General features: G+C 50.1%; 18 protein-coding genes. 4 read left to right on the forward strand and 14 right to left on the reverse strand.

What is annotated here, in order from left to right:
- The 8 genes from ACO0LM_RS02180 to gspG all read right to left on the reverse strand — a co-directional run bounded on the left by ACO0LM_RS02180 (nt 1) and on the right by gspG (nt 7493).
- Complete coding sequence (locus tag ACO0LM_RS02180) at nt 1–1884, reverse strand: secretin N-terminal domain-containing protein (protein WP_423033882.1); 1884 nt, start codon at nt 1882–1884, stop codon at nt 1–3.
- A complete protein-coding gene (locus tag ACO0LM_RS02185; RefSeq protein WP_423033884.1) occupies nt 1881–2354 on the reverse strand; it encodes a hypothetical protein in 474 nt (157 codons plus the stop codon). Before ACO0LM_RS02185 ends, ACO0LM_RS02180 begins: the two co-directional genes overlap by 4 nt.
- Nucleotides 2354–2905 (reverse strand): hypothetical protein, encoded by a 552-nt coding sequence (locus tag ACO0LM_RS02190; RefSeq protein ID WP_423033886.1) that lies wholly within the window; start codon nt 2903–2905, stop codon nt 2354–2356. Before ACO0LM_RS02190 ends, ACO0LM_RS02185 begins: the two co-directional genes overlap by 1 nt.
- On the reverse strand, nt 2902–3471 hold the full coding sequence (locus ACO0LM_RS02195) for a hypothetical protein (RefSeq protein ID WP_423033888.1): 570 nt from the start codon (nt 3469–3471) through the stop codon (nt 2902–2904). Before ACO0LM_RS02195 ends, ACO0LM_RS02190 begins: the two co-directional genes overlap by 4 nt.
- Nucleotides 3468–4130, reverse strand: coding sequence for a hypothetical protein (locus tag ACO0LM_RS02200; protein ID WP_423033890.1), 663 nt, complete (start codon nt 4128–4130; stop codon nt 3468–3470). Before ACO0LM_RS02200 ends, ACO0LM_RS02195 begins: the two co-directional genes overlap by 4 nt.
- Nucleotides 4111–5772 carry a GspE/PulE family protein gene (locus ACO0LM_RS02205; RefSeq protein ID WP_423033892.1) on the reverse strand — a complete coding sequence of 554 codons (1662 nt, stop codon included), beginning with the start codon at nt 5770–5772 and terminating at the stop codon, nt 4111–4113. The genes ACO0LM_RS02200 and ACO0LM_RS02205 overlap by 20 nt, the downstream gene beginning before the upstream one ends.
- 83 nt (nt 5773–5855) lie before the next feature.
- Nucleotides 5856–7037 (reverse strand): type II secretion system F family protein, encoded by a 1182-nt coding sequence (locus tag ACO0LM_RS02210; RefSeq protein WP_423033894.1) that lies wholly within the window; start codon nt 7035–7037, stop codon nt 5856–5858.
- 15 nt (nt 7038–7052) lie between these two features.
- Complete coding sequence (gspG, locus tag ACO0LM_RS02215) at nt 7053–7493, reverse strand: type II secretion system major pseudopilin GspG (protein WP_423033896.1); 441 nt, start codon at nt 7491–7493, stop codon at nt 7053–7055.
- A gap of 423 nt (nt 7494–7916) precedes the next feature.
- Here gspG and ACO0LM_RS02220 point away from each other — a divergent pair, with 423 nt between their 5' ends.
- Both ACO0LM_RS02220 and ACO0LM_RS02225 read left to right on the forward strand, forming a co-directional pair.
- Nucleotides 7917–10259, forward strand: coding sequence for an EAL domain-containing protein (locus ACO0LM_RS02220; RefSeq protein WP_423033898.1), 2343 nt, complete (start codon nt 7917–7919; stop codon nt 10257–10259).
- A gap of 505 nt (nt 10260–10764) precedes the next feature.
- Nucleotides 10765–11067 (forward strand): hypothetical protein, encoded by a 303-nt coding sequence (locus tag ACO0LM_RS02225; RefSeq protein ID WP_423033900.1) that lies wholly within the window; start codon nt 10765–10767, stop codon nt 11065–11067.
- 292 nt (nt 11068–11359) lie between these two features.
- Here ACO0LM_RS02225 and ACO0LM_RS02230 read toward each other — a convergent pair whose 3' ends face one another.
- Nucleotides 11360–11689, reverse strand: coding sequence for an ankyrin repeat domain-containing protein (locus ACO0LM_RS02230; protein ID WP_423033902.1), 330 nt, complete (start codon nt 11687–11689; stop codon nt 11360–11362).
- A 153-nt stretch (nt 11690–11842) separates the two neighbouring features.
- Nucleotides 11843–14695, reverse strand: a complete 2853-nt coding sequence (locus ACO0LM_RS02235) for a ligand-binding sensor domain-containing protein (RefSeq protein ID WP_423033904.1) — start codon at nt 14693–14695, stop codon at nt 11843–11845.
- A gap of 1187 nt (nt 14696–15882) precedes the next feature.
- Here ACO0LM_RS02235 and ACO0LM_RS02240 point away from each other — a divergent pair.
- Nucleotides 15883–17820: a DUF4214 domain-containing protein gene (locus ACO0LM_RS02240; RefSeq protein WP_423033906.1), complete on the forward strand. Its 1938-nt coding sequence runs from the start codon at nt 15883–15885 to the stop codon at nt 17818–17820.
- 240 nt (nt 17821–18060) lie between these two features.
- Here the strand turns inward: ACO0LM_RS02240 and ACO0LM_RS02245 are convergent, their stop codons facing one another.
- From ACO0LM_RS02245 to ACO0LM_RS02260, 4 genes are all read right to left on the reverse strand, one after another.
- On the reverse strand, nt 18061–18462 hold the full coding sequence (locus tag ACO0LM_RS02245) for a hypothetical protein (protein WP_423033908.1): 402 nt from the start codon (nt 18460–18462) through the stop codon (nt 18061–18063).
- Between the two features lie 4 nt (nt 18463–18466).
- Entirely contained in the window at nt 18467–19672 is a 1206-nt protein-coding gene (locus tag ACO0LM_RS02250; RefSeq protein ID WP_423033910.1) for an acyltransferase family protein, read from the reverse strand.
- A gap of 320 nt (nt 19673–19992) precedes the next feature.
- Nucleotides 19993–20301, reverse strand: a complete 309-nt coding sequence (locus ACO0LM_RS02255) for a hypothetical protein (protein WP_423033912.1) — start codon at nt 20299–20301, stop codon at nt 19993–19995.
- Complete coding sequence (locus tag ACO0LM_RS02260; RefSeq protein WP_423033914.1) at nt 20301–20474, reverse strand: hypothetical protein; 174 nt, start codon at nt 20472–20474, stop codon at nt 20301–20303. The genes ACO0LM_RS02255 and ACO0LM_RS02260 overlap by 1 nt, the downstream gene beginning before the upstream one ends.
- Nucleotides 20475–21128: 654 nt before the next feature.
- On the opposite strand from ACO0LM_RS02260, the gene ACO0LM_RS02265 reads away from it, so the two are divergent.
- Nucleotides 21129–22322 (forward strand): tyrosine-type recombinase/integrase, encoded by a 1194-nt coding sequence (locus tag ACO0LM_RS02265; RefSeq protein WP_423033916.1) that lies wholly within the window; start codon nt 21129–21131, stop codon nt 22320–22322.
- Nucleotides 22323–22433 lie beyond the last annotated feature (111 nt).

A 22433-nucleotide genomic window follows, 5' to 3' on the forward strand; every position in this document is an offset into this window, starting at 1 on the left:
TCATCCCCCCACTTTCTCACCCGCTGGCGGGTACAACATTGGTGGCTGAGTTGGCTGGCTTGATTGAATCGGCACAGACTGTTGCTGCAAGACCGGTTGCTGCCCTGGCACGCCATCACGCCCACGCAAACTGGCATCGGTGCCAGCATCAAATTCAATGTCGCCCGACGCCCCCAGCGGTTGATTACGAATGACCCGTGGCGTAATGGACAAGACAATTTCTGTCTTGGTTCTTTCTGTACCACGATTGCCAAACAGGCGATCCAGCACCGGCAACTCCCCCAGGCCGGGCACGGCATTGACAGAACGTTTGTCGTTATCACTGATCAGGCCGGCCAGCACCTGGTTTTCACCATCGCGCAAACGCAAGACCGTGGTGGCATTGCGGGCACCAATGCGATAACCGTAGGGCTGATTATTGCTGTCGTAGATGGTACCCAGAATACTGCTGACTTCCAGATTCAGCTTGATTGAAATCTCGTCATCCAGATACACCACAGGTTCCGCTTCCAGCTTCAGGCCGACATCAAGATAATTCACCGATTGCGACGTCACCCCGGTCGCCGTGACAATGGAAGATACGCTGGGAACCCGCTCCCCCACCTTGATCTGCGCCTTTTCCCGGCTCTTGATACGTATGCGCGGATTCGCCAGTACGCTGACATTTTCGCGGTTGACCGTGGCAGATAATTTCATCGCATCTACTGTTGCCAATACGCTGCGCGAATTGATATGCATTAAATCATGCAAGGTGAAAGCACCGCTGTTGATGCTGCCATCATCACCCACGCCCGACTTTGCCAATGGGCTCAAACCGATATTCCCTGGCCACTTGACGCCCAGCGCCTCCAGGTCGCTACGCTGCACTTCCAGTATCTCCACTTCCAGCATCACCTCGGGCTCGGCCACATCATGCAATGCCACCAGCTTGGCCGCCATGCGTATGGTTTCCGGTGTGTCGCGTATCACCAGCATATTCAGTTTTTCATCCACCACCAGATCACGGGTCTTCAGCAATGTCCTCAGGCTATTCGCCACCAGCTTGGCCTCGGCATTGGCAATTTTAAAACTGCGTATGCTTAATTGCTGATAACTGCGCTGCTTGGCCTGGTCACTAGGGTAAATCAGGACCGTGCGCTCATCGACGACACGCTGCTCCAATTGCACGCTCATCAGCAAATTACGCAATGCCAGCTCTACCGTGGTATCGCGCAAATCCAGATTGACCCGCACATCGGAAGGCACATCCCGGTCCAGCGTGAAATTGATGCCGGATGAATGCGACATGGCCTCAAGCACAGCCCGCACCGGAGCATCACGGAACTGTAAGCTCAAGCGTTTCTGAAATGCCGTACTCAGCACGGCATTTTGCATGCGCGCTTCAGGCTCACCAATTTTTCGCTGCAGCTGCAAGCCTTTGGCATGACGCGGGAATTCGGTGAGAAAGGCATGCAATTCCTTGCGCGCCTCATCCTGCTTGCCAGCATCCCACAATTCATTGACATTCTTCAACAACCTGGACTGGTACTGGCTGGCAACCAGCGTGCGCACACCCAGCATAGCCTGTTCCACCTCGCCAAGCGCTGCAGCCTGCCGGTAAGCAGCCTGCGCCTCATCCCAGGCTTCGCGCCGCGTATCTTGCGCTGCCTTGTTCAGGAATTGCATCGCCAACTGACGTCGGGCATTGACCAGCAAAACACGGGCTTCAACGTGACCTGGTGTTTGTTTTAACAGGTCTTCCAGTTGTGCAATGCCCTCCTCCAACTTGCCGGCATCCAGCAGTGCACGAATTTCTGTTGGTTTTGTCTGGACAGGGGTGGTCGCACATGCCGCAAGGCCCAGCAATCCCCCTATCAACAACGCATTTCTCGCCATTCGTTTCATTGATTCACCCTGAAGCCGATCCGGATTTCCTGACCAGACTGATTGTCCCTGATATGTACACTGTCTTGCTGCAAGCCCATGACGCGATAACGCTTTTCAAACATCATCCCTGCACGGGCGATCAGCACTTCACCATTTCTCATCAAAAAAGCTTCGCGCCGGCCATTTTCTTCCTTGAAACCAAGCAAACTGAATTGCTGTTCCGCCGCATCTTTCCCTTCTGCGCCGGTACTTTGTTGGGGCTGCTGATTCACTGCCGGGACTGCATGATCGGCAAACAAGTCAGGTATAGCCGCATCTGCCATATCCATCTGTTTCCCTGTTTTTATGTCAGGTGCGGCAACTGGTATGCGTCTTGATGGCCGGCTTGGCTCGACCTCAGCAACAACCGGAGGCGGTGGCCGATCCAACGCAATCAGCAGACCAACACCCGCCAGTACTGCCAGCATCAGCGCCAGTCGTTTTGACATCAAGCTCCTCCTTCCATGGCGGTCTCAATCGACTTTTCAATCGGCTTTTCCACTTCAAACCAGATGGAAAATGACAGTCGCGCTTCGACACCAGTTTCGCCGCCACGCAAGCCAAGCTCATCCATGGACAGGCCAGGAATATCCCGCGCCGCCCGTATAAAACGACGTATCTGCGGGTAACTGGCAGTAACGGGCAATTGCAGTTGCCAGCGCCCTATGTGCCCACTTTCACGCCGCTTGTAGTCAGCCTGAGCGATGCTTAAACCATGTTTTTTCGCCAGTAGTAAAATACCTTGCACACCTTCATTCGCCATAGTTTCCAAAGGCAGGTTCAAGGCATTTGCGGTCTGCACCGATCTCCTTTCAAGCGCACTTTCCGGCTGTGCTGACAGTTCCTGCAACGCGGACTGCACACGGGTCTCCTGCGCTGGCAGCCAGACCAGCCACAACAACAAGCTCAACAGCAATACTGCGGCACCAGACAAGGGCCACCAGCCATAGCGCAATACAAAAACATCCAAATACCAGCGCCAGTCAGCAAATCGTTTCATGGTGACTCCTTCGCCTCTGCAACAGACGGGCGATACGGCTCCGCCAGGATCACTTCAAAATGAAAATTCACCCGTGCGTCCTGTGTCGCCTGCGTTTCATGGCGCAATAAGTTCACTCTCAAAAAAACCGGGCTTTTCTGCAATTCACGCAGATAGGCCTGCATGGCAACAACATCGGCAATATGCGCCTGCACCCTGACGACGCCACGCGTCAGCTCAGGTTCAAAAGCATCCAGCCCTGCGCCGGGTACGGCTTCAAATGCCTGAAAGATCGCCTCCCAGCGCAGGTTCCGTAAAAATTCTGATTGACGCAATAACACGGCCTCGTCATTGCCAAGCTGCTTGCGTCCCTGATCAGCGCCCTGATCCTGGCCAGCCTGCATCTGCGCGCGTTTTTCATCCAGACGGACAAGTTCACTCTGCATGCCTTGCCAACCACGCCAGACCAGAATGGCCACGCATAAAGCCAGCGATATCAAGACAAGAAATACCTGCACACCACGGTTGCGAACATCCCAGCGCCAGGGATTATTTTTCTCTGCAAAGTTGATTTGCACAGGTTTCATACGGCAGCTTTCCGTGCCAGCCAGTGCGATGGCCTGGCATCGCCGGTCCAGAATCTGTCGGCGGGCAATTGCTCGCCCAGTCTGAGTAACTCCAGCGACAGCAAGGCATCCACATCATCACAACGCAACTGCCGCACCAGCCGCAATACCCCCTGCTGCCAATATAACAAGGTGCTAATGCCATCCTGCACGAAACACCAGGCACCGGTTGGTGGCAGACTTGCGCATTGCTGCCGCCAAACCGTCACCAGTTGTGGTACCAGGCTGCGCAGCGCATACATCTCCAACGCCTGCAACAGACTACGCGGCAATGCACAGGCCAGCATGGGTTCACCCTTGTGCCAGTCGGCTTGTATCGCCCAGTCGGCCGCTGCTTGTCCATACAAATTTTCGAAACGGGCATTCAACAACAGAAAAGAATCATTCAAGCTGGAGATTTCTTCTGGCAGTTCCAACAAGAAATAGCGTACCCAGCAATCTGCCACAACAACGATCAAGGCGGCCTTTGTTGTCAGCAAGCCAGGCAGTTCTTCACGCAACGCTTGCCAATCCCCTGGCTTTGCAGCCAGCTTGTGTGGCGCACTGCCGTCAGCGCGACTTAACCATATCTCCTGACCACCGATGTTCAAATGATTTTTTTCAACCTGCCAAAGTGACACGCTTAACCTCTTCTAATGTAGTTTGACCATTGGCTACCAGTTTCAATGCATCTTCAAACAAGCTGCGCATGCCGCCGGCACGTGCCATTTCCTTAATCTGTCGCAAAGGACGGCGTTCTATGACCAGTTCGGCCAATGCATCATCCAACGTCAATATTTCTGCCACCGCACGACGACCGCGATAACCCGTGCCACGGCAATCACCACAGCCAATCCCACGTCGGAAAATATAATTTTTCACCATAGTGCGATCCAGTCCGCTGCGCAGCAATTCTTCATCATCTGGTTCATAACTGGTGCTGCAATGCTTGCAATTGAGCCTGACCAGACGTTGTGCGATGACGCCATTGAGAGATGAAACAAATGAATACGGATCTATTCCCATATGGGCAAAGCGGCCAAATACATCAAACACGCTATTCGCATGCACGGTGGACAAGACCAGATGCCCGGTCAGCGCTGATTGCACAGCTATTTCACCGGTTTCCTGGTCACGGATTTCGCCGACCATGATGATGTCGGGGTCGTGCCGCAATATGGAACGCAGGCCGCGCGCAAACGACAAACCTTTTTTGTCATTCACAGGTATCTGCAAAATGCCTGATAAATGATATTCAACCGGATCTTCTATCGTGATGATTTTTGCCCGGCCAGTATTGATTTCGGTAATCGCACCATACAAGGTCGTGGTCTTGCCAGACCCGGTCGGCCCCGTCACCAGCACCATGCCATAGGGCTCTGCCACCAGACGCCGTATGGTGGCAAGGTGATCATCAGCAAAACCCGACGCATCCAGCGTCAGGCCACCATGCGCACTGACCATGGCTTGCTTGTCCAATATCCGTATGACGGCATCTTCACCATGGACGCTGGGCATGATGGATACCCGCAAATCAATCTCGCGCCCTTGTGCCTCTACCCGGAAACTGCCATCCTGCGGCACCCTGCGTTCAGAAATATCCAGCTCAGCCAATACCTTGATACGGGACACAGCCTGTTCAGCCAGCGCCCTGCCCGTCACCTGTGCCGCCTGATCCAGCACACCGTCTATCCGGTATTTGGTCAGCATGCCATTCGGCGTTGATTCAAAATGGATATCAGATACACCCGTCTTCAAAGCATCATAGAGTGTCGAATTAACCAGCTTGACCGCCGGACTGGCAGCATCGCTCAAGGCTGCATAACTAAGATTTTCCAACAAGTTCTTATGCTCGCCATCGGCTTGCTGGTCATGAATCAGTACGTCAATGGAACGCACCGATTCTTCCTGCTTGGCCAGGTAAGCATGCACCTCGCCCGGCAAGGCAAGCCGCCACTGCAGTGCTTCTGCAGCCAGCGTTTCCAGCCAGATTTGCAGATTCTGGTCATAGGGATCGCAGACCACTGCCGTCAGCCCCAGTGCATTGCGCAGCAACACGCACTGTCTTACCTGGGCCCGTGCCAGCGGCAGGCATTCAAACACAGGCTCATAGGCAAGCATGCCTGCCATGTCGATCGCAGCCATGCGAAACAAAGTCGCTGTCTGCGACAACAAGACACGCGGCTCAAGTTGTGTCAGGGTTTCCAGCTCAATAAAAAAGCTTCCTCCCGAAAGCCGGGAATTGAGATGCGCGGTATGCGCGATACGCATGCTGTCCATCATACTCACAAGCTCCTTTCCTGACTTCGGACCACGCCGCCACACTGGTGCAATGCGTCCGTACTACGATCAAACCTGCAATTCGTTTATTGCAAGGTACCTGCCAGATCAAAGATGGGCATATACAACAACACCACGATCAAGCCGATCACGATACCTATCAGCGCCATCAACACCGGCTCAAAGGTCTTGCTGAATTTCTCTATCCAGAGTGTCGTTTCGGCATCGTAAAAAAGTGCCGCCCTTGTCAGCATCAAACCCAGTTGCCCAGAATGTTCACCCACGCGCAACATGCGCAAGGCAATCGGCGTAGTCAAACCGTTTTTTTCAAAAGCATCAGAAAAATTACCACCCTGGACTATGCTGTAACGCGCCGCCGCCAGGGCCCTGGCCCTGTGTGCAGACAAGGTGCCACTGACCATTTCCAGCGCATTGACAACCGCAATACCGCCTTCCAGTAACATGCCCAGCGTCAGGTACAAGCGCGCCAGTTCAAGAATATTCACGCGCTGCGACACCCCGGGCAAACGCGTCAACATCTGCATCAAACGGCCAGAGCGCTTTAGCCGGCGCCACCAGGCAAACAAAACGAAGACGATGCCCGTCGCAGCGGCCAGCAACAACTTGCCATGCGCAGCCACCGCAGCCCCCCAGGCAATCAGCCATTGCGACATCAGCGGCAATTCCCTGCCACTGCCCTGGTACACCACAGAAAACCGGGGAACGACATAACCAAGCAAAAACATGCTGACCACACCACCGACGATCAACAATATCGCCGGATAGATTGCGGCACTGACGATGCGGTTACGAATACCATTAATACGCACCTGATATTCAATGTAACGCGACAGGGCCTGCGGCAAATCACTGGTACGTTCTGCCGCTTTGACGATACCGATAAACAGAGGTGGAAAATGCTCAGGTTCGGCAGCGACGGCAACTGAAAACCGCAAGCCGTCCCGCATGCGCAGCAGCAAACGGGCGACGATGTTTGCTGTCTCGCTTTGCGCATCTTTCTCACCCAGGGCTTCCAGGCTTTCGATCAAACCCAGTCCGGCTTGCAGCAGCGCCAATAACTCTTGCGTAAACAAAACTAGCGAAAAATTCTTGCCACGCTTTTGCACCTGCGCCGACAGGGGCCGCACATCCAGCACCGTCATCTGCCTGGCCACCGCCGCACGCGATGCGCCATCGGCATCCATGGCTTCCAGTTCCAGCATGTGCACGCGATTATCACGGCCTACTGCACGAACGGCGTAACGCATGCCTGGCCTCAGTGATCAGTTGGTAACGTCTGCCGCTTCGCCTGTACCACCGGCACGGCCATCTTCACCCAGTGATGTCAGGTCAAATTCCTTGCCACTGCGCCCGGGGATACGATAAATATAGGCATTGCCCCAAGGGTCCATAGGGACAGCTTTCTGCAGATAAGGTCCATTCCAGCGAGCAACACCAACTGGTCTGACCAATAAGGCGTTCAAACCAGCATCCGCAGCCGGATAACGCCCGACATCGAGCCTGTAGTTGTCCAGCGCCTTACTGAATGACTCGATCTGTGCCTTGGCTACTTTCTGCCGCGACTCACCTACCTTGGAAAAATATTTGGGCCCGACATATGCACTCAGCAAGCCGATAATGGCAATCACCACCAGCAATTCCAGTAGCGTAAACCCGGAAATGCGTGATGAACTCTGCCCGGTCTTGCGTGAATCATTTCTCATATGCCTGAACCACCCTTAAAAATAAGGCAATGAAATACCGATGGATTTCACTGCCTGGGCCTGCTTTATCAATACAGAAATAGTCGTTTCAAACACTGGATTATTGGCCAGACCGAATCGAATTTCGGTCTGACCAGTTTTTATTCTACTATGCAAATTTTCTTTTGTGAATGTCAATTACCATTAAATTATGTGCGTTCGCACAAGAGAATCCGGCGCAACTTTAGTGCAGTGTCTGAGCGCACTGCAGCAAAAGTGTTACTTTATGGTGCATAGTTTTGCCTGGATTGTTGCAGCCAGGTAGCTCCACAGGTCTGCACCATGTGACTAGCGCAGGTACAACGAATGTTCTTAGCCAAACTGAAAGAAAAATATAAATGGTATAAAAATTGCTCTTTGAAAATACCACTTATGAGAGCAACCATGAATCTTTACGACATGCATGAATTTGTCTCCCCACCTCCACCCGAGCCTATCTGCATGCCAGGACGCCATATCACACCTGAACTGAGCGAGATTCTGGCAAATTCCTGCCGCTACGACCCCATCGAAAGTGCCGCCTCTTTTGGTCGCTGGTGGCTGGATGTCGACAGTGGAGAACTGGTGCTGTCCCAGCACGCAGCCGACCTGCTTTGGGTGGGTGCGGGCTGGTACGCGAACCTGGAAAGTGGTCTCAGCCATGCAGTACTGGAAGACTTGAGTACGCTGACGAATGCCTTAAAAACACCGCAAGTGAATAATCGGCAGGCTGAGTGCGACATACGTGTGATCAGCGAAATCCATGGCATGCGCTGGCTGCGCATGGTCATCATGCCAGAAGCGGTTTTTCATTCAGGCTTGGTTGCCGGCGTCTTGCTCGACATTACTGCCAGCAAACATGCAGCAATGCGCGAAAGATTAAGCTTTGAATCAACCCGCCTATTTGTCGGCACAGATACCCTTGGCACTGCCGTCACCAAACTGATACAACTGGTCTGCGAAAACCTGGGCTGGGAATGGGGTGCCTATTGGGCGCTGCAAGCCGACAAGCAGGGACAGCAAAAACTCAGTTGCCAACACTACTGGCACGGCGCGCAGGATGCCCTGAACAGCTTTACCCAGGAAAGTCTCAGCATGCACATGACGCCCGGCGATGGCCTGGTCGGCCAGGTATGGCAAAGAGGCGAAGCACGCTGGGTGGAAGACATGCAAAGTGACCGTGAATTTTTACGCAACAACAGCGCCAGTCAATGCAAGCTGCGTTCGGGCTATGTCTTTCCGGTCGCGTATGTCACCGACGAAGGTGATCGTCACAGCCCCGGCGTGCTGGAATTTTACAGCTGTCTGTCGCGCCAGCGCGAAGCACAGTTACCCACTGTTTCAGCCAGTATTGGTGCCCTGATCGCGCAAACGGCACAAAGACTGGAACAGCAGGAAACCATACGCCAACTGGCACAGATAGATGGTTTGACCGAGTTGGCCAACCGCAGTCATTTCTATCGCATGCTGGACAAGACCTGCCTGGACAATAGCCGAAACAAAGCGCCATTCGGTTTGATCTTTATCGACCTTGACCGCTTTAAACCGGTGAATGACGCCTTTGGTCATGAAGCCGGCAACGTGGTCCTGAAAGACTTTGCCCAACGCCTGCAGTCACTGGTATCTGGTCGCGACCTGGTTGGCCGGTTGGGGGGAGATGAATTCGCCATCCTGCTGCACCCGGATAATTCATCCACGCCATTTATAGAGCAACTGGACGTGCTGGCCAAAAAGGTACTGGATGCGGCCCAGGTGCCGGTATTATTCAACCACCATGAAGTCGCCATCTCGGCCAGCATAGGAATCAGCATTTTTCCTGAGAATGGCATGAACAGCCCCGATTTGTTGCGCAGCGCCGATACCGCCATGTACCGCATCAAGAAAACCGGTCGCAATGCGCTCAGTTTTTTCTCCACCAGCACCACCCAGACGCTGGCAATGCAACAGTCTGATCTGGCCCAACGCCTGACCATGGAAGTAGAGTTGTATCAGGCCATGACGAATCAGAGCCTGTTTCTTGAATATCAACCAATCTTCGACGGCAGTCGCAGCATCGTCGCGGTAGAAGCCCTGCTGCGCTGGCGCCGTTTGAACGGTGAGATGGTCAGACCCGATATCTTCATTCCCATTGCGGAACAAAGCCACCTCATCGTGCAGATTGGTAGTTGGGTAGTCAAACAGGCATGTCATGACCTGGCAATTTTGCATCAGGCAGGGTTCCAGGATTTGAAGGTGCATGTCAATATGGCGCCATCCGAATTTACCAGCAACACCTTGCCGGAAGAACTCTGCAACGTGGTCCAGCAATCCGGCATCGCATCGCATCATCTATGCCTGGAACTGACCGAGAGTATGCTGATGCAACAGCCGGATCGCGTGATACCCATCATGCATAGCCTGCGACAACTGGGATTTGGTATCAGTCTCGATGATTTTGGCATGGGCTATTCATCACTGTCACGCCTGAAAAATCTGCCTATCTCTTCCATGAAGATAGACCGTTCCTTCGTCAGCGGCTTGCCAGATCAAGCAGAAGATCGTGCCATCGTCCGCACCATCATAGAACTGGGGCGCAACCTGCGTCTGGATATCATTGCCGAAGGTGTGGAAACCGATAGCCAGCTCGCTTTTCTGCGCCAGTTTGGCGATACTCAGATACAGGGCTTTGTGATGTGCCGTCCGCAGCCATTGAATGAATTGATACGCCTGCATCAACCCACGCCCAAGCTTGCTGGCGAGGTAGCCTGATCACTGCCTGCGCTATAATAATGTCCATGTCAGGTCGCAGACTTGGTCAAGATGGGCCCTGCATTCGACATGCTCGCAAATGTCATCAAAGCGCATTTATCAGCAGGCTTTGCTGGTGATAAAACTGAGTAGTGTCATACATATCAGCACCGCTATCGATACCCCTGATGTGCCAGCCGATAAATATTTTTTTGCCAAGTCGACAATTTTTTTGAGCATGATCAATAGTGCTGCAAGACGAAAGAGCTTATCTGCACATATAGGACTACAATAGCAAGTATTGAGACATCATACCTGTGATGCCTTCTCCGCTTAAACTGTTACAGTCCACTGTTAGAACGTGTTTACGATCTGTAGCGAGCGAGCGTCAGCGGGAGTGAAGAGCAGCGCAAAAAGCGGAATGTACTTAAGTACATGAGCATTTTGAGCAGCGCATGAGCCCCGCGTGGACTCCTATTGCGCTCGCGCAGTAAGATCGCAAACAGGTTCTTAAGGAGCAACGCGTATGCAACACTTGCATGACCGGTTCGGTGTACCAGATGAAAATCTGCTGGCAGCTCAAAATTCATCGTCAAAACAAAAAGGCCACACTTTCCAAACTTACGTCCCTACACGTAAGGAAGTTGCCAAACTGGGACGAAAAAAAATCATCTCGATATTAATCGACTGGATGTGCCGAAGCCCTACAGAAATCATTCCCAGCCGCACCCAGATTATCGAGGTAAGGGATATCCTGCTGACCAGAAAAGACGCCGACAAACTCAGCGGCTTGATCACCATGTGCAACTACTACATCACGAACGACTGACAGGCACGTCCCATAAAGAAAAAAAGCAGCCCGAAGGCTGCTTAAAAAAACTTCAACACCGAGGAGATGTTTGGCGTAGTCTAGCGTAATAAGCTTACAAATTTGTGACATCGTGCGCGGATCGGTATTGTTCTCGTACGAAGAATAGAGTTATTTTTTACCAATATGCTGAAAATATCTTCAGCAAAAAATATCACTCAATGATGATGGCTTGCACGTACCTAATGGACAATAACAGTTAAAAAATTCCTTCCGCTTGCGTGATGACAATAGTTGTGTTTATAGCTTCAGGTTACTTTACTACATTCACAAACAATTGTAGCGCTGCTCCATGATTGCGGTGTGTTGCCCAATCAATAGGAGATTGTCCTGCTGGATCGCATAAATATGGATTCGCACCAAACTCGATTAAAAGCCTTGAAATTGAAGCGCTTGGAACTGCGTCAAATTCTCCCTTATCGTATCGGCGGCATGACTCTTCACACTCGATATCAATTGAAAGATGTAAGGGCCGTGCACTACCACATTCTGCATCTGGAACATTGGGATCAGCACCTGCTTCCAAAAGGCGTTTTACCGAATCATAATCCATGGATTCAATGGCTTGATGCAGAGGATGCATGATCTATTTAATTTAAGGTGGATTTCATTGGAACTTCGCAAGTACAAACTGGAGGCCCATTTTATCTCAGAAGTAACCTATGGTGACATGGCATTGGCCTTGCACAATCGAATGCATTTGGTGCGTGATACCAAAAATCATTAAACTCGCAGATCACTCCACATACTCAACCCTATTCCTACCCTGCTGCTTGGACCGGTACAAAGCCTGATCCACGTTTGAGATTAGTTCAGCCGCTGTCATTGGTTTTTGCGAATCAAAAGCGATGACGCCAAAACTGCCGGTGACCCTGATTGATTGTTGTTCGCCAATGCTGATATCTTGTTCCCGGATTGATTGAAGCAATCGTTCAACCAGACCTTTTCCATGGACTAAATCAAGCCCGGGGAGGATGATCAAAAATTCTTCACCGCCGTAACGGCCGACTGCATCATATTGACGTACCGTGGCATTCATGCGACGTACGACCTCTATCAACACTGCGTCGCCCGCAGGATGACCGTAGGTATCGTTAACCCGTTTAAAGTTATCCAGGTCCAGCAACACCACCAGCAAAGAGGTTTTCTGACGCCCTGCTTTTCCCAGTTCCATTTCCAGAATTTCAAGCATGGCAGAGCGATTCCAGGCCGATGTCAAGCCATCCCTCAAGGCGCGGACTTTGAGTTCTTCGCGAGAAAGCTCCAGTTCCCGCGTACGTTCTTTGACGATGGCTTCCGTCTTTGCCTGAAGTTCAGTCAGCTTGCGCAGTCGATAGGTATGAATGACAAAAACCAGGATCAGGAAAGCTGCGCCTATCAACATATAAAACCATATGGTTTTCCACCATGGGGGCTGGATCACCAGTTCCAGATACTTGATAGCTGAAGATTGCTGGGCATCAGAATTGCTGACAAAATACTCAAAACGATAGCTGCCAGGTTCCAGCGCGGTATAGCGTATTTTTGGTGTCGTCGATGTTGACCAGGCTGTTTCCAGCCCACCAAGTCGGTAATGAAATTCAAGGGCACCACGATTGCTGAAATTGAGACTTGCCAACACAAACTCTATTGGCTGGTGTGACCAGGCCAGGTCAATCTGTTTGTTGACGGGATAGGATTCCTCTTCCCGATGGACGCTTTCAATCAGGCTGCTGAGTTCCTGCGCATTAAATAGCCGATCAGGACGAAGGATGTGTGAAATGCCGTTGCTTGTCGCAATCCACATTGCACCATCCGGGGCTTCATAAAAACTGCGCCCATTGGTTTCATTCCAGACAAATCCATTACTTTGATTGAATACCCGCCACTGTTTTTTGTTCAAAACGGCGACACCGGCATCCGTACCCACCCATAACCAGCCCCGGCTATCTTCCTGCAAAGAAAATATGACCTTGTTTTTTAAGACGGGCGATTCTTGTTGCTGTAGTTGTAAATTTCCATTGTTGATGCTTGCGCGTATCAAGCCTGCCTTTAGCGTACCAAGCCACAAGTCATTATTGCCTGCACAACTCAGGCCTGCCATGTTAGGCGGCTCACCATTGAACTTCACCTGAAAATCATTCCAGACCTTGCCATCAAAGCGCAGTAACTGATTTCGCGCGAGAACCCAGATGTCTCCATTGGGGCTTTGGCACAAATCACGGAAATTCCCGGTTTTAGAAATTTCCAGGCCATCCAGACCGGCAGGACGCATCACATTCATTTTGCTGGCACTGGTGTCAATGACAAACAAGCCATTGACAGTCGCTACCCAGATATTGCCCTTGCGATCTGCCAGCATTCGAAAAATCTGGGGCAGCGTTGCCACCTGCGTATAGGTCCGGTTGGTCGCGTCGAAACGCATCAGTTGTCCGGAATAAGTACCGCCCCACACCGTACCAGTATCATCAACCACCATGCCTGACCACTGGTGGTCAATTTTCCCTAGCCCGTCTGTATTGGCGCTGAAATACCGTTGATCAGGCCCAAGCTGCGCCGGGCCAGAGCGCGTGCCTACATGCATAACCCCTCCCCTGTCCCTGGCCAGTGACAGCACAACGTCGTCAGGCATGCCCTGTGCCATGGTCCAGCTTTCCCAATTACCCGAACCCAGCCATTTGATCAGGCCCAGCCCACGCGACCCCAGCCACATGCCGCCATCTTTGTCAAAAAGAAGGCCAGTCAGTCCGCCGCCTATTTTCAATCCATTCTGTCTGTCAAAACTGTCCCAGTGATCCTTGTTCCAGCGTATCAATGCCTGGTCAGCATTGCTCAATACCCGGCCTTCGGCGTCGGCAGATATCCAGATTACCAATCCCTTCTTATGCAGGATATCGCCCGGAGGTGTTCTATCTTTGAAGCGGTCATCGTTCGCCTGCAGAACGACAATATGTTGCTCGCCTCTCGCCCAAAGCTGTCCGCTACTGTCACGGTAAAAACTACGCCACTGGTCGTCCGGCACGCCCTGCGACGCATCCCACACTCGCGTTTTTTTATCACTGTATTCACAAATTGATTGTCCACATCCCAGCCAGAAATCGCCGTTATTATCACGGTGGACACCAAACAAGGCATCGGGTGCTGGCTGCGCAGGGTTTTGCTGTTTGGGAAAAAGTACTTCAAGCTGAGGTTTGTCCCCAGGCATAGTCAACGCATATAAGCGTTGCTGGCTGACGAAGAACAGCTTTCCATCAGACGACGAGCTGAATGTTTGACCAGCAGAGATGGGAAGCTTCTTACCGTTATTCAAAATGGGGGCAAAACGCTCGCCCGTTCTCACATACAAACTATCACTATTGCCGACCCACAATCTATTTTGGGTATCCACATGCAAGGCTGTTACGAATACTTCAGCCAATCCTTCTTCTTTGGAATAGCGGCGAAATTCAGCACCGTTATAGCGAAATAGTCCATTTTCTGTACCAACCCAGATATAACCATCCATATCAGTCGCCATTGCAGTGACCGACAGATTACCAAGCCCATCTTGCTGCGTGAAGTAGCGCAGAGGCATTTGCTGTGACTGGGCTGGTGCAGCCCACGCCAGCATTATCAAAATCAATGCCATCCAGCGAGCAAACCAAGGTAAAAACTTACCCACGTTACAATACAATTTCGCAGCTCCTTAAATTTGACGTAATGTCATTTCGTTGAATACATCGTGCAATTTGAAATTCAAGCGAATTTTCTGGTAACGGTGAATATCATAGAGTTTGCCGGTACAAAACCTGCCGGTCGCCAGAGATTGGGAATTAAGCGCAGTGGGAGGAGCATGTCACAAAATAAACAAACACGCCATATACTTAACGCCCATTTTATTAATACGCGTCAAATGCCCTCCAAGTAGTGGATTTAAGCGCTTCTGGATGGTGACGAAGAAGGCACATTGGTCGTGGCCTTGCTGGACAGGCTGGATTGGCTGGCAATCGATCAGGCAGGCTTGTGGGTGGTGAAGTGCATCGTTTATGCGTGGCCTGTTCGCTGGTGCTCTGCCCATGTTCCACAGGTCACAATGCACAGGCTGAGGCTGAGGCTGAGGCTGAGGCTGAGGCTGAGGCTGAGGCTGAGGCTAGAGTAACAGTCGCGCAAATATCACGCAAATATCACAAAAAAATGGCGGAAATGGGGAGCAATCTGCCCCAATTTCCGCTAATAGTTATGGTCTTGCGCACCTATTGATGTGCTTACATAATTTGTCTATTTTTTTGGCATCACTGCTTTGCAGTGAAGTACGCGGGGTTTGAACTTGGACGCATCGGTTACAAGGGTATTCGCCTTATAGGTCGCTAGAATTTCTATGTCGCATAGCTTTTCTTGAGATTGAAGTGTATCGTCAAAATCACCATCGGTGATTAAATGATGCTCTGGATGTCCTTTGTCACAGAGCGGCCATAGTCCTTTTGTAAGTGGCTCTCGATCACGTCGATCCAAAAGCCACCAGCCGTTCGCCCTGGTAAGATCATGACGCGAAAACCAGTCTAAAAAATCATCCGTTTCGCCATAGTCAGAATCTCGATGGCAGGCATAGCTGCTAGTATGTTTCCGGCGACGATCACCATCACATGATAGATAAGGTAAAAATGAAAATCGTCCGCTCTGGGTGAAGTTCTCATAAAAATTTCCAATGACGAAATACTAGAATTTGTATATATTCAGTCCAGTAGGGTCGTTACCTAAAAACCATTTTCCGGATTTCACTGAAACTCGCACAAGTTATGGAAATGAAAAGGAATAGCCATGCCCACCCCGATCCCTATGAATAACGGCTTCACTCTTACGATTAACGATCCTAATAATTTACTTGGTGCGAATATCGCTACTTTCATCACGGACATGAATTACGTGATCGGCCTGCTTTCCAAGTACATCGTCTTTACAAAGCCTCTTGATCTTCAATACAATTTTGCGCCTGCTTCACAGAATCCCTACAATAACGATGGCATTTCATCACACAATCCAGCATGGTCGTTAAAGCCTGGCAACAACATGGTGGTGCCGTTGCTGAAAAATCTGACTGGTGAAGATGCCAATGGCACTGCAGCTGACACAACGATTACCGTTTATGCTGGCAACGACGGCAGCCTAAAAAGTTTGGGTAAGCCGCTGTGGTTTGACCCCAATCCACAAATCGGGGTGACGCCCACGTTGCCAGCAGGCGCAACCGATTTTATCAGTATTGCCATGATAGGAATGATTCATTCCCTTGGGATTATTTCTTGGGCCGCAATGAATGCCCCATGGAACCAGATGACCAAGCTTGTCAATGGCACATGGTATTATTCCAGCCCGGCGATCAACCAGGTATTGGGCGGGGATTTGCCCCTGGCTCCCTCAACAGCACTGGAAGCAAGCCTTTATTACGGCAACACGTCCATTACCTATCAACCAGTCACGTCAGGCCTCGATTACATGAAAGGTAATTACGAAGGCAATCGTATCGATATTGCACAACTTGATTTGTTGCTCTTGCGCGATCAAGGCTGGAAGATACAGAATTACCAAAGCCTGCCACTGGTTGATGGGGTAGATAAAAACAATATCACTGGTACGTCTGCCAGTGACGTGCTCACACCCAGCCAGATATCCAGCATCATTGCCGCCGGAGAAGGTGACGACACGATCATGCTGCCTAAAAATATCGGCAACGGCAATTACCTGCTTGACGGCGGGCTGGGAAATGACACCGTCGTTGTCACCCGCTATCTGGCCGATTCCGATCTTGTCAAATACGGCACTGACACCCTGCTGCAAAACAAGACAGGCATTGATGGCGTTTCGTTGTTGCGTTCGATAGAGACGGTCGTCTTTGCCGAAGCCTCCGTCACGATCAGCCCCCTGAATGCCGACCTGCTGATAGCCGCCAGCGTCGCCAATGCCAGCCTGCACGGCGGTGCCGGTAACGACACCTTGATTGGCTTTGCCGGTAGCAGCAACAGCGTGGTCACGTATGCCAGTGCATCAAAAAACTACGGGCTGGTGGTGAATGGCTCCTCCATCAAAGTGCAAGACCACAGAGGCACAGATGGCAACGACACTCTGAAAAACATACAAAAGATACAGTTCAACGACCGTGACATTGACACCTCATGGTTCATCAAGGCGGCCACTTTGCCTGCGGCCAGTCTTGTTGATCTGACGGAGATGTACATCGCCTATTTCAATCGCGCACCTGACGCCGTCGGTCTGGATTATTGGGCCAGCCGCATGGTAGATGGTATGAGCCTACAACAGATTGCCAACAGTTTTTTTGTACAGCCAGAAACCGTTGCTGCTTACCCTGAAAGCCAGAACATCAATGATTTTGTGAATGCCGTTTACCACAACGTATTAAACCGCAGCCCTGACGCCGTGGGGCTGAAATACTGGACAAACGAATTACAGACCGGCTCTGTTAGCAAACCGCTGTTTATTCTCGACGTGATCTACGGCGCCCGCGCTGTCACCGGTGCCCCTGCTGACGCCCTGGCGCTCGCCAACAAAGAACTGGTCGGTGCCCACTTTGCAGTCAACCAGGGTTTGACAAACACCACCTGGGCAAAACTGGTGATGAATGCCGTTGATGGCAGCACAGCCAGCGTCACTGCCGCCAACCAGCTTACCGATAGTTATGCCAGCACGGCTGCAACGTTAGCTGGAACGGAGTTGGTGATACAGTTGACTGGTGTGGCTGCATGAACGCAAAGCCGGTGACTGGCTTAACACTTGACTACTATCTTCTTGAACGAACAAATACAAAATTGCTTGGCAAAGAACGGACGTTTGTTAACACCTACTATAGCAAAACGTAACCGCCAGCGATCTTGGAAATGTAGGAATGCTAGATATCACCTCTAGCCCTCTACTAATCGCAGAATGGGCAAAAAAGGTTATCCTTAAAATCGCTTACGACGATATTTTCATTTGGAAGCATTACTGTTACATCACATGTTTTTCACAACGAATATTTTGATAGCCACCAAGCTCCGATATTGCGCATATATTGAGGCCGTTCCATCCACACCAGGGACAAAATTTAAGTGGCGCATCAGTTTCAGCAACGATAAATTGTCCCCAATTACATTCGCCACAATGAATTTTATGAATAGCTTTAGCACAGGTGACAATAGTTACATTTTGAAGGCGTGTCACTTTTTTTAAAAGTTGCATAAAATAGCGCGGGGTAATTAGCAATTGCGTAATCGTCCGCATGGTTGGAAACGTATGAATGTCAGACCTAACCCCTTGCCGGTGCCGGTACTGATACAAGAAGCTTGGTGAGATGCTGATGGACTTGTTGTTCGAAACAAAGCGTCCAGCATCGTTTTTGCTATTAAGCATCTTTTCAGTGCGCTTTTACAACCGATATTCCTGCTTCAGTTGGCATAAGGTTTTTACGACTTTTCGCTTTCACGAATCGACCAAATATTCTTCCTAACTCAATGAATGGCTTTTCTACCCATCGATAGCTTGCAGACGCAACTACAAGCGAAATACTGAGGACGACAGCAAACAGCACGCCTTGGACTGCCAGTGGATATCGCTGGACAATCGCCGACAGTCCAGGGCTCATATCAGTGAGCAGGTAAAACTGGACAATTACCAAGACTGGCCAATGGAACAGGAAAAGGCTATACGAAACCTTTCCTAAATATCTGGCCCAGGCTTGTCTCAGCAGCGCAGTACCAGGTTGGCCGCGTTCATGGACCACGTACGAAAGAATGAAGAAACAAAAGGGAATTTCTGCAAGCAGTGTCCACCTTCTATCGGCAAAGAACATAAATGTTGACTGGAATATCCACAACTGGGGAATGAGGCCGAATCCTAATAGCGCGCCCCAGAACAACGGCCACCGCAGTCGCCCCAGCACTGTCATCCATGTCGTTCCATATTCGCCAACGATTAGTCCTGCATGGAACAAGACCAGGGAGCGCATGAACTCGACGCGCAGGTCCCAAGGTGGCATGGGCACGATAAAGATCATCGCCATCAACAAAACAAAAACAGCGAGATTGGTGATTTTTCCCGTTCGAGTGGAAATGAAATAAAGCAGTGGGAAGACCAAGCTACATCCCATCTCGATATTGATGGACCACAGTGGAACTTGCAGGAAAAAATCCCAGAAAAAAAGTGTCCTCACCAGCATGGCAATGTCCGCATTGGACGGACTGCCTGTTAGCAAAGCAACGCCATAGGAAACAAAAACACTAACCCACATTGCCGGTACGATTCGAAGGACTCGCCGGACGACATAGGTTGGCCAGCCAATCAGGAGCGATGCGGTCTCGTTCTTGAGTTGCAGCCCCAGGACGAAGCCGCTCATGATGAAAAAGAGAAGGACCGACGCGCGCCCACTAAACACCGTATGAATCAGCCAGTGTGTAATTGGTTGGACGCCCGGATACGTATTGAATATGCCTGGCTTGGTTTCAAAGAAAAACCAAAAGCAATGTTCAATTACAACCGCTAGTGCAGCTAGCCCACGCAGTGACTCTATTTCTTGAAAAAAACCTCGCTGAGAACTGTTGAGTGACACATTGGTATTCTGCATTTGATAACGTCTTTATGACTATCCAAAATGAATTATTAGGGTTTGCAATATTATCTGCCAGAAAAAATGGGGTCAGGTCTTACATTACGACAATTCTACACTAATGAAATGTATGAATGTACGACCTGACGCTGGCCTTACTGACCCCGGTCTTACGATCCGCATCGCATGGATTTTTCAACGACCTCTTTGAATTCCTGAGCAGGCAAACACCCTAGCGTTATGTATACCTAGCCCGCGTAGGGGCGATTAGCGGCGCGTACTCCCCCGCCGAGTTGGAAATATATGAATATCGGATCTGACCCCGTGCCCAAGCATTTTCAATCCACTTCTGAAATTAATTCTTTTAGCAGATGAATCATCTCCGTCACATCATGTTCGCCAACATGAGCAATGAACACGACATATTTCCCATGCGCTTCCAAGTGGCGGACATAGTCACGTATTCCCTCTTTGATTTCTTCCGTGGCCAAGTTGAAAAGGCTAGCTTCATTGCTGCCTGTAATTGCGACGACAAAACTCCAGACAGTATCGTCAAAATTAAATTGCCCTTGCTTATATTGCTCTACCCTTTCGAGAAGATATTCCCGATCTTCTTCTAACGAAGTAAGCCTCTCAGTTTTTTGCACTAACTCACCTCTTCAATATGCAAGGCCCAATGTGATTTTTCCCGTTCAATCGCCCGCCACTGCGGTGCCTGGCTGGGTACTACAACACATTCTCTGAACTGCCCATCATCCACCATTTTCTCGACGCTGCCGGCTAAACGTTGGTTGTCGCCGTTGTAGCAATGGTCTTGCATCTGGCTCTGCTCATCGTGTATTGATGAAGCAGACAACGCTGCTCGGCCATGGCTGCGTATAGTGCAAGGGATGCGGTGACGGTGAGGTCTGCTCTTTCGCGTCCTGTCTTTATTTATAGTTTTGTTGATTCGGTTTCTGAGCCAGCGTTGATATGCATGATTGTCGCTAATCGCGATGCTAAGTTACCAGCATGCTTTTGCAATTTAAGTTTAGTGATATCCGCACCAAAGCAGCAAGCGAAATATTTGATTTGCGCAATGTCAGTAAATTACCGGAAAATAGTAATAAAAAGATAAACAACCCGCACATCAAGGCATTGGTGAGACAATAAAACCGAACATATAGGCATGGAGTTGCGGAAGAGCTTCCGCATTTTGTTAAATCAGACTGTTGGATCGTACATCCCAAGCGATCTCTTCCTAGTCGCCAAAAATAAAAAAGCCCTTGATAATCAAGGGCTTTTTCGTATTTTTGGCGGAAGCTGTGTCCGCCAAAAAGCATTCCAAACGAATCCAATTAAATATAATTACCCATTACAAATCAAATACTTACACTTAATTTTATTCCAAGCAGTTCCAATCCACGCTGTTCAAATCCAATCACAAATGGCATACTGAATGGCATACCAGCCCTTCGTATTCCAAACATAGATCATGGCCCTACTCACCGACTTAAAAGCCCGAAATATCAAACCAGACTCAGTGGTCCTTGCTCACGGCGGAGTGACTGGCCTTGCACTACACCCGTCTAAGACAAAAGGCAGTGGCAAATGGGTGCTACGATTTATTAGTCCAGATACAGGCAAACGCCGCAATGCCGGGTTAGGAAGTTACCCCGAAATCGGCATTGCTGAAGCAGCAAGGGTTGCGATGCAAATGCGCGAGAAAATTGAGAAAGGTATCGATCCGCTAGAAGAAAAGGCGAAATCGCAAATCAAACTAACCATACCGACGTTTCAACAAGCTGCAGAAATTTTACATGCAGAATTATTACCAGGGTGGCGAAACGAAAAACATAGTCAACAGTGGATTAATACACTTACTGAATACGCTTTCCCAAATATTGGCAACTTACCGTTGGATAAAATTCTGCCGCGACATATCGCAGACACTCTGCGTCCTATATGGTTAGAAAAAGCGGAAACGGCAAGTCGATTAAAACAACGATTGCACGCGGTGATGAATTGGGGCTGGGCTCATGAATACTGCCAATCCAATCCGGTAACTGTAGTAACTCATTTACTACCGCAGCAACCAGGTAAATCAGTGAGGACAAAACATCACCCTGCCATGCCCTGGAAAGATATTCCCTCCTTTATTGCCAAACATCTTCATGGTGCCGAGCGATATGACGTTACCAGGCCAATGCTGGAATTTCTAATTTTAACTGCGGCTCGCTCCGGTGAAATCCGAGGAATGAAATGGTCTGAAGTGGATTTAGTGAATGCTATCTGGACGGTGCCAGCAGATCGTATGAAAGCCAAATTGATTCATAGGGTTCCGTTATCTGTTCCTGCCATTGATATCTTAAAAAAACAGCGAGAGATACACGATGAACTTGTTTTTCCGTCGCCACGTGATCAAGTTGAACTTTCAGATATGGTATTGACAAGCTTTTTACGTCGTGTAAAGGCCCACAGCGATACACCCGGCCGTGTAGCAACAGCACATGGTTTCAGATCAAGTTTTCGGGATTGGTGCAGTGAGAATGGGCATTCACGCGATTTGGCAGAACGCTCGTTGGCGCATATGGTAGAAAACAAGGTAGAAGCGGCCTATCATAGAACTGACCTTTTGGAGCAACGCCGACCATTAATGCAGGCCTGGGGAACGTTTCTTCAAATCTAAGTTACTACATGTCAATATTCCAAATCTCTGATTCTGGAAACAAGGTTACATATGCAAATCAACGCATAAAATCCGTAGTGGGTGGCCTACAGGTAAAAACAGCGCTTTTCA

The sequence above is a fragment of the Undibacterium sp. Di26W genome (genome assembly GCF_049340265.1).
Lineage (GTDB): Bacteria > Pseudomonadota > Gammaproteobacteria > Burkholderiales > Burkholderiaceae_D > Undibacterium.

Excerpts from the sequence above, each read along its gene's own strand:
- ACO0LM_RS02185 (WP_423033884.1), bottom strand. The coding sequence starts at position 2,354 with ATGTCAAAACGACTGGCGCTGATGCTGGCAGTACTGGCGGGTGTTGGT.
- ACO0LM_RS02230 (WP_423033902.1), bottom strand. The coding sequence starts at position 11,689 with ATGCATCCTCTGCATCAAGCCATTGAATCCATGGATTATGATTCGGTA.
- ACO0LM_RS02235 (WP_423033904.1), bottom strand. The coding sequence starts at position 14,695 with ATGCTGGCGTGGGCTGCACCAGCCCAGTCACAGCAAATGCCTCTGCGC.
- ACO0LM_RS02220 (WP_423033898.1), top strand. The coding sequence starts at position 7,917 with ATGAATCTTTACGACATGCATGAATTTGTCTCCCCACCTCCACCCGAG.
- ACO0LM_RS02245 (WP_423033908.1), bottom strand. The coding sequence starts at position 18,462 with ATGCTTAATAGCAAAAACGATGCTGGACGCTTTGTTTCGAACAACAAG.
- ACO0LM_RS02180 (WP_423033882.1), bottom strand. The coding sequence starts at position 1,884 with ATGAAACGAATGGCGAGAAATGCGTTGTTGATAGGGGGATTGCTGGGC.
- ACO0LM_RS02195 (WP_423033888.1), bottom strand. The coding sequence starts at position 3,471 with ATGAAACCTGTGCAAATCAACTTTGCAGAGAAAAATAATCCCTGGCGC.
- ACO0LM_RS02210 (WP_423033894.1), bottom strand. The coding sequence starts at position 7,037 with ATGCGTTACGCCGTTCGTGCAGTAGGCCGTGATAATCGCGTGCACATG.
- ACO0LM_RS02190 (WP_423033886.1), bottom strand. The coding sequence starts at position 2,905 with ATGAAACGATTTGCTGACTGGCGCTGGTATTTGGATGTTTTTGTATTG.
- ACO0LM_RS02260 (WP_423033914.1), bottom strand. The coding sequence starts at position 20,474 with ATGCAAGACCATTGCTACAACGGCGACAACCAACGTTTAGCCGGCAGC.
- gspG (WP_423033896.1), bottom strand. The coding sequence starts at position 7,493 with ATGAGAAATGATTCACGCAAGACCGGGCAGAGTTCATCACGCATTTCC.
- ACO0LM_RS02225 (WP_423033900.1), top strand. The coding sequence starts at position 10,765 with ATGCAACACTTGCATGACCGGTTCGGTGTACCAGATGAAAATCTGCTG.
- ACO0LM_RS02205 (WP_423033892.1), bottom strand. The coding sequence starts at position 5,772 with ATGATGGACAGCATGCGTATCGCGCATACCGCGCATCTCAATTCCCGG.
- ACO0LM_RS02240 (WP_423033906.1), top strand. The coding sequence starts at position 15,883 with ATGCCCACCCCGATCCCTATGAATAACGGCTTCACTCTTACGATTAAC.
- ACO0LM_RS02265 (WP_423033916.1), top strand. The coding sequence starts at position 21,129 with ATGGCCCTACTCACCGACTTAAAAGCCCGAAATATCAAACCAGACTCA.
- ACO0LM_RS02250 (WP_423033910.1), bottom strand. The coding sequence starts at position 19,672 with ATGCAGAATACCAATGTGTCACTCAACAGTTCTCAGCGAGGTTTTTTT.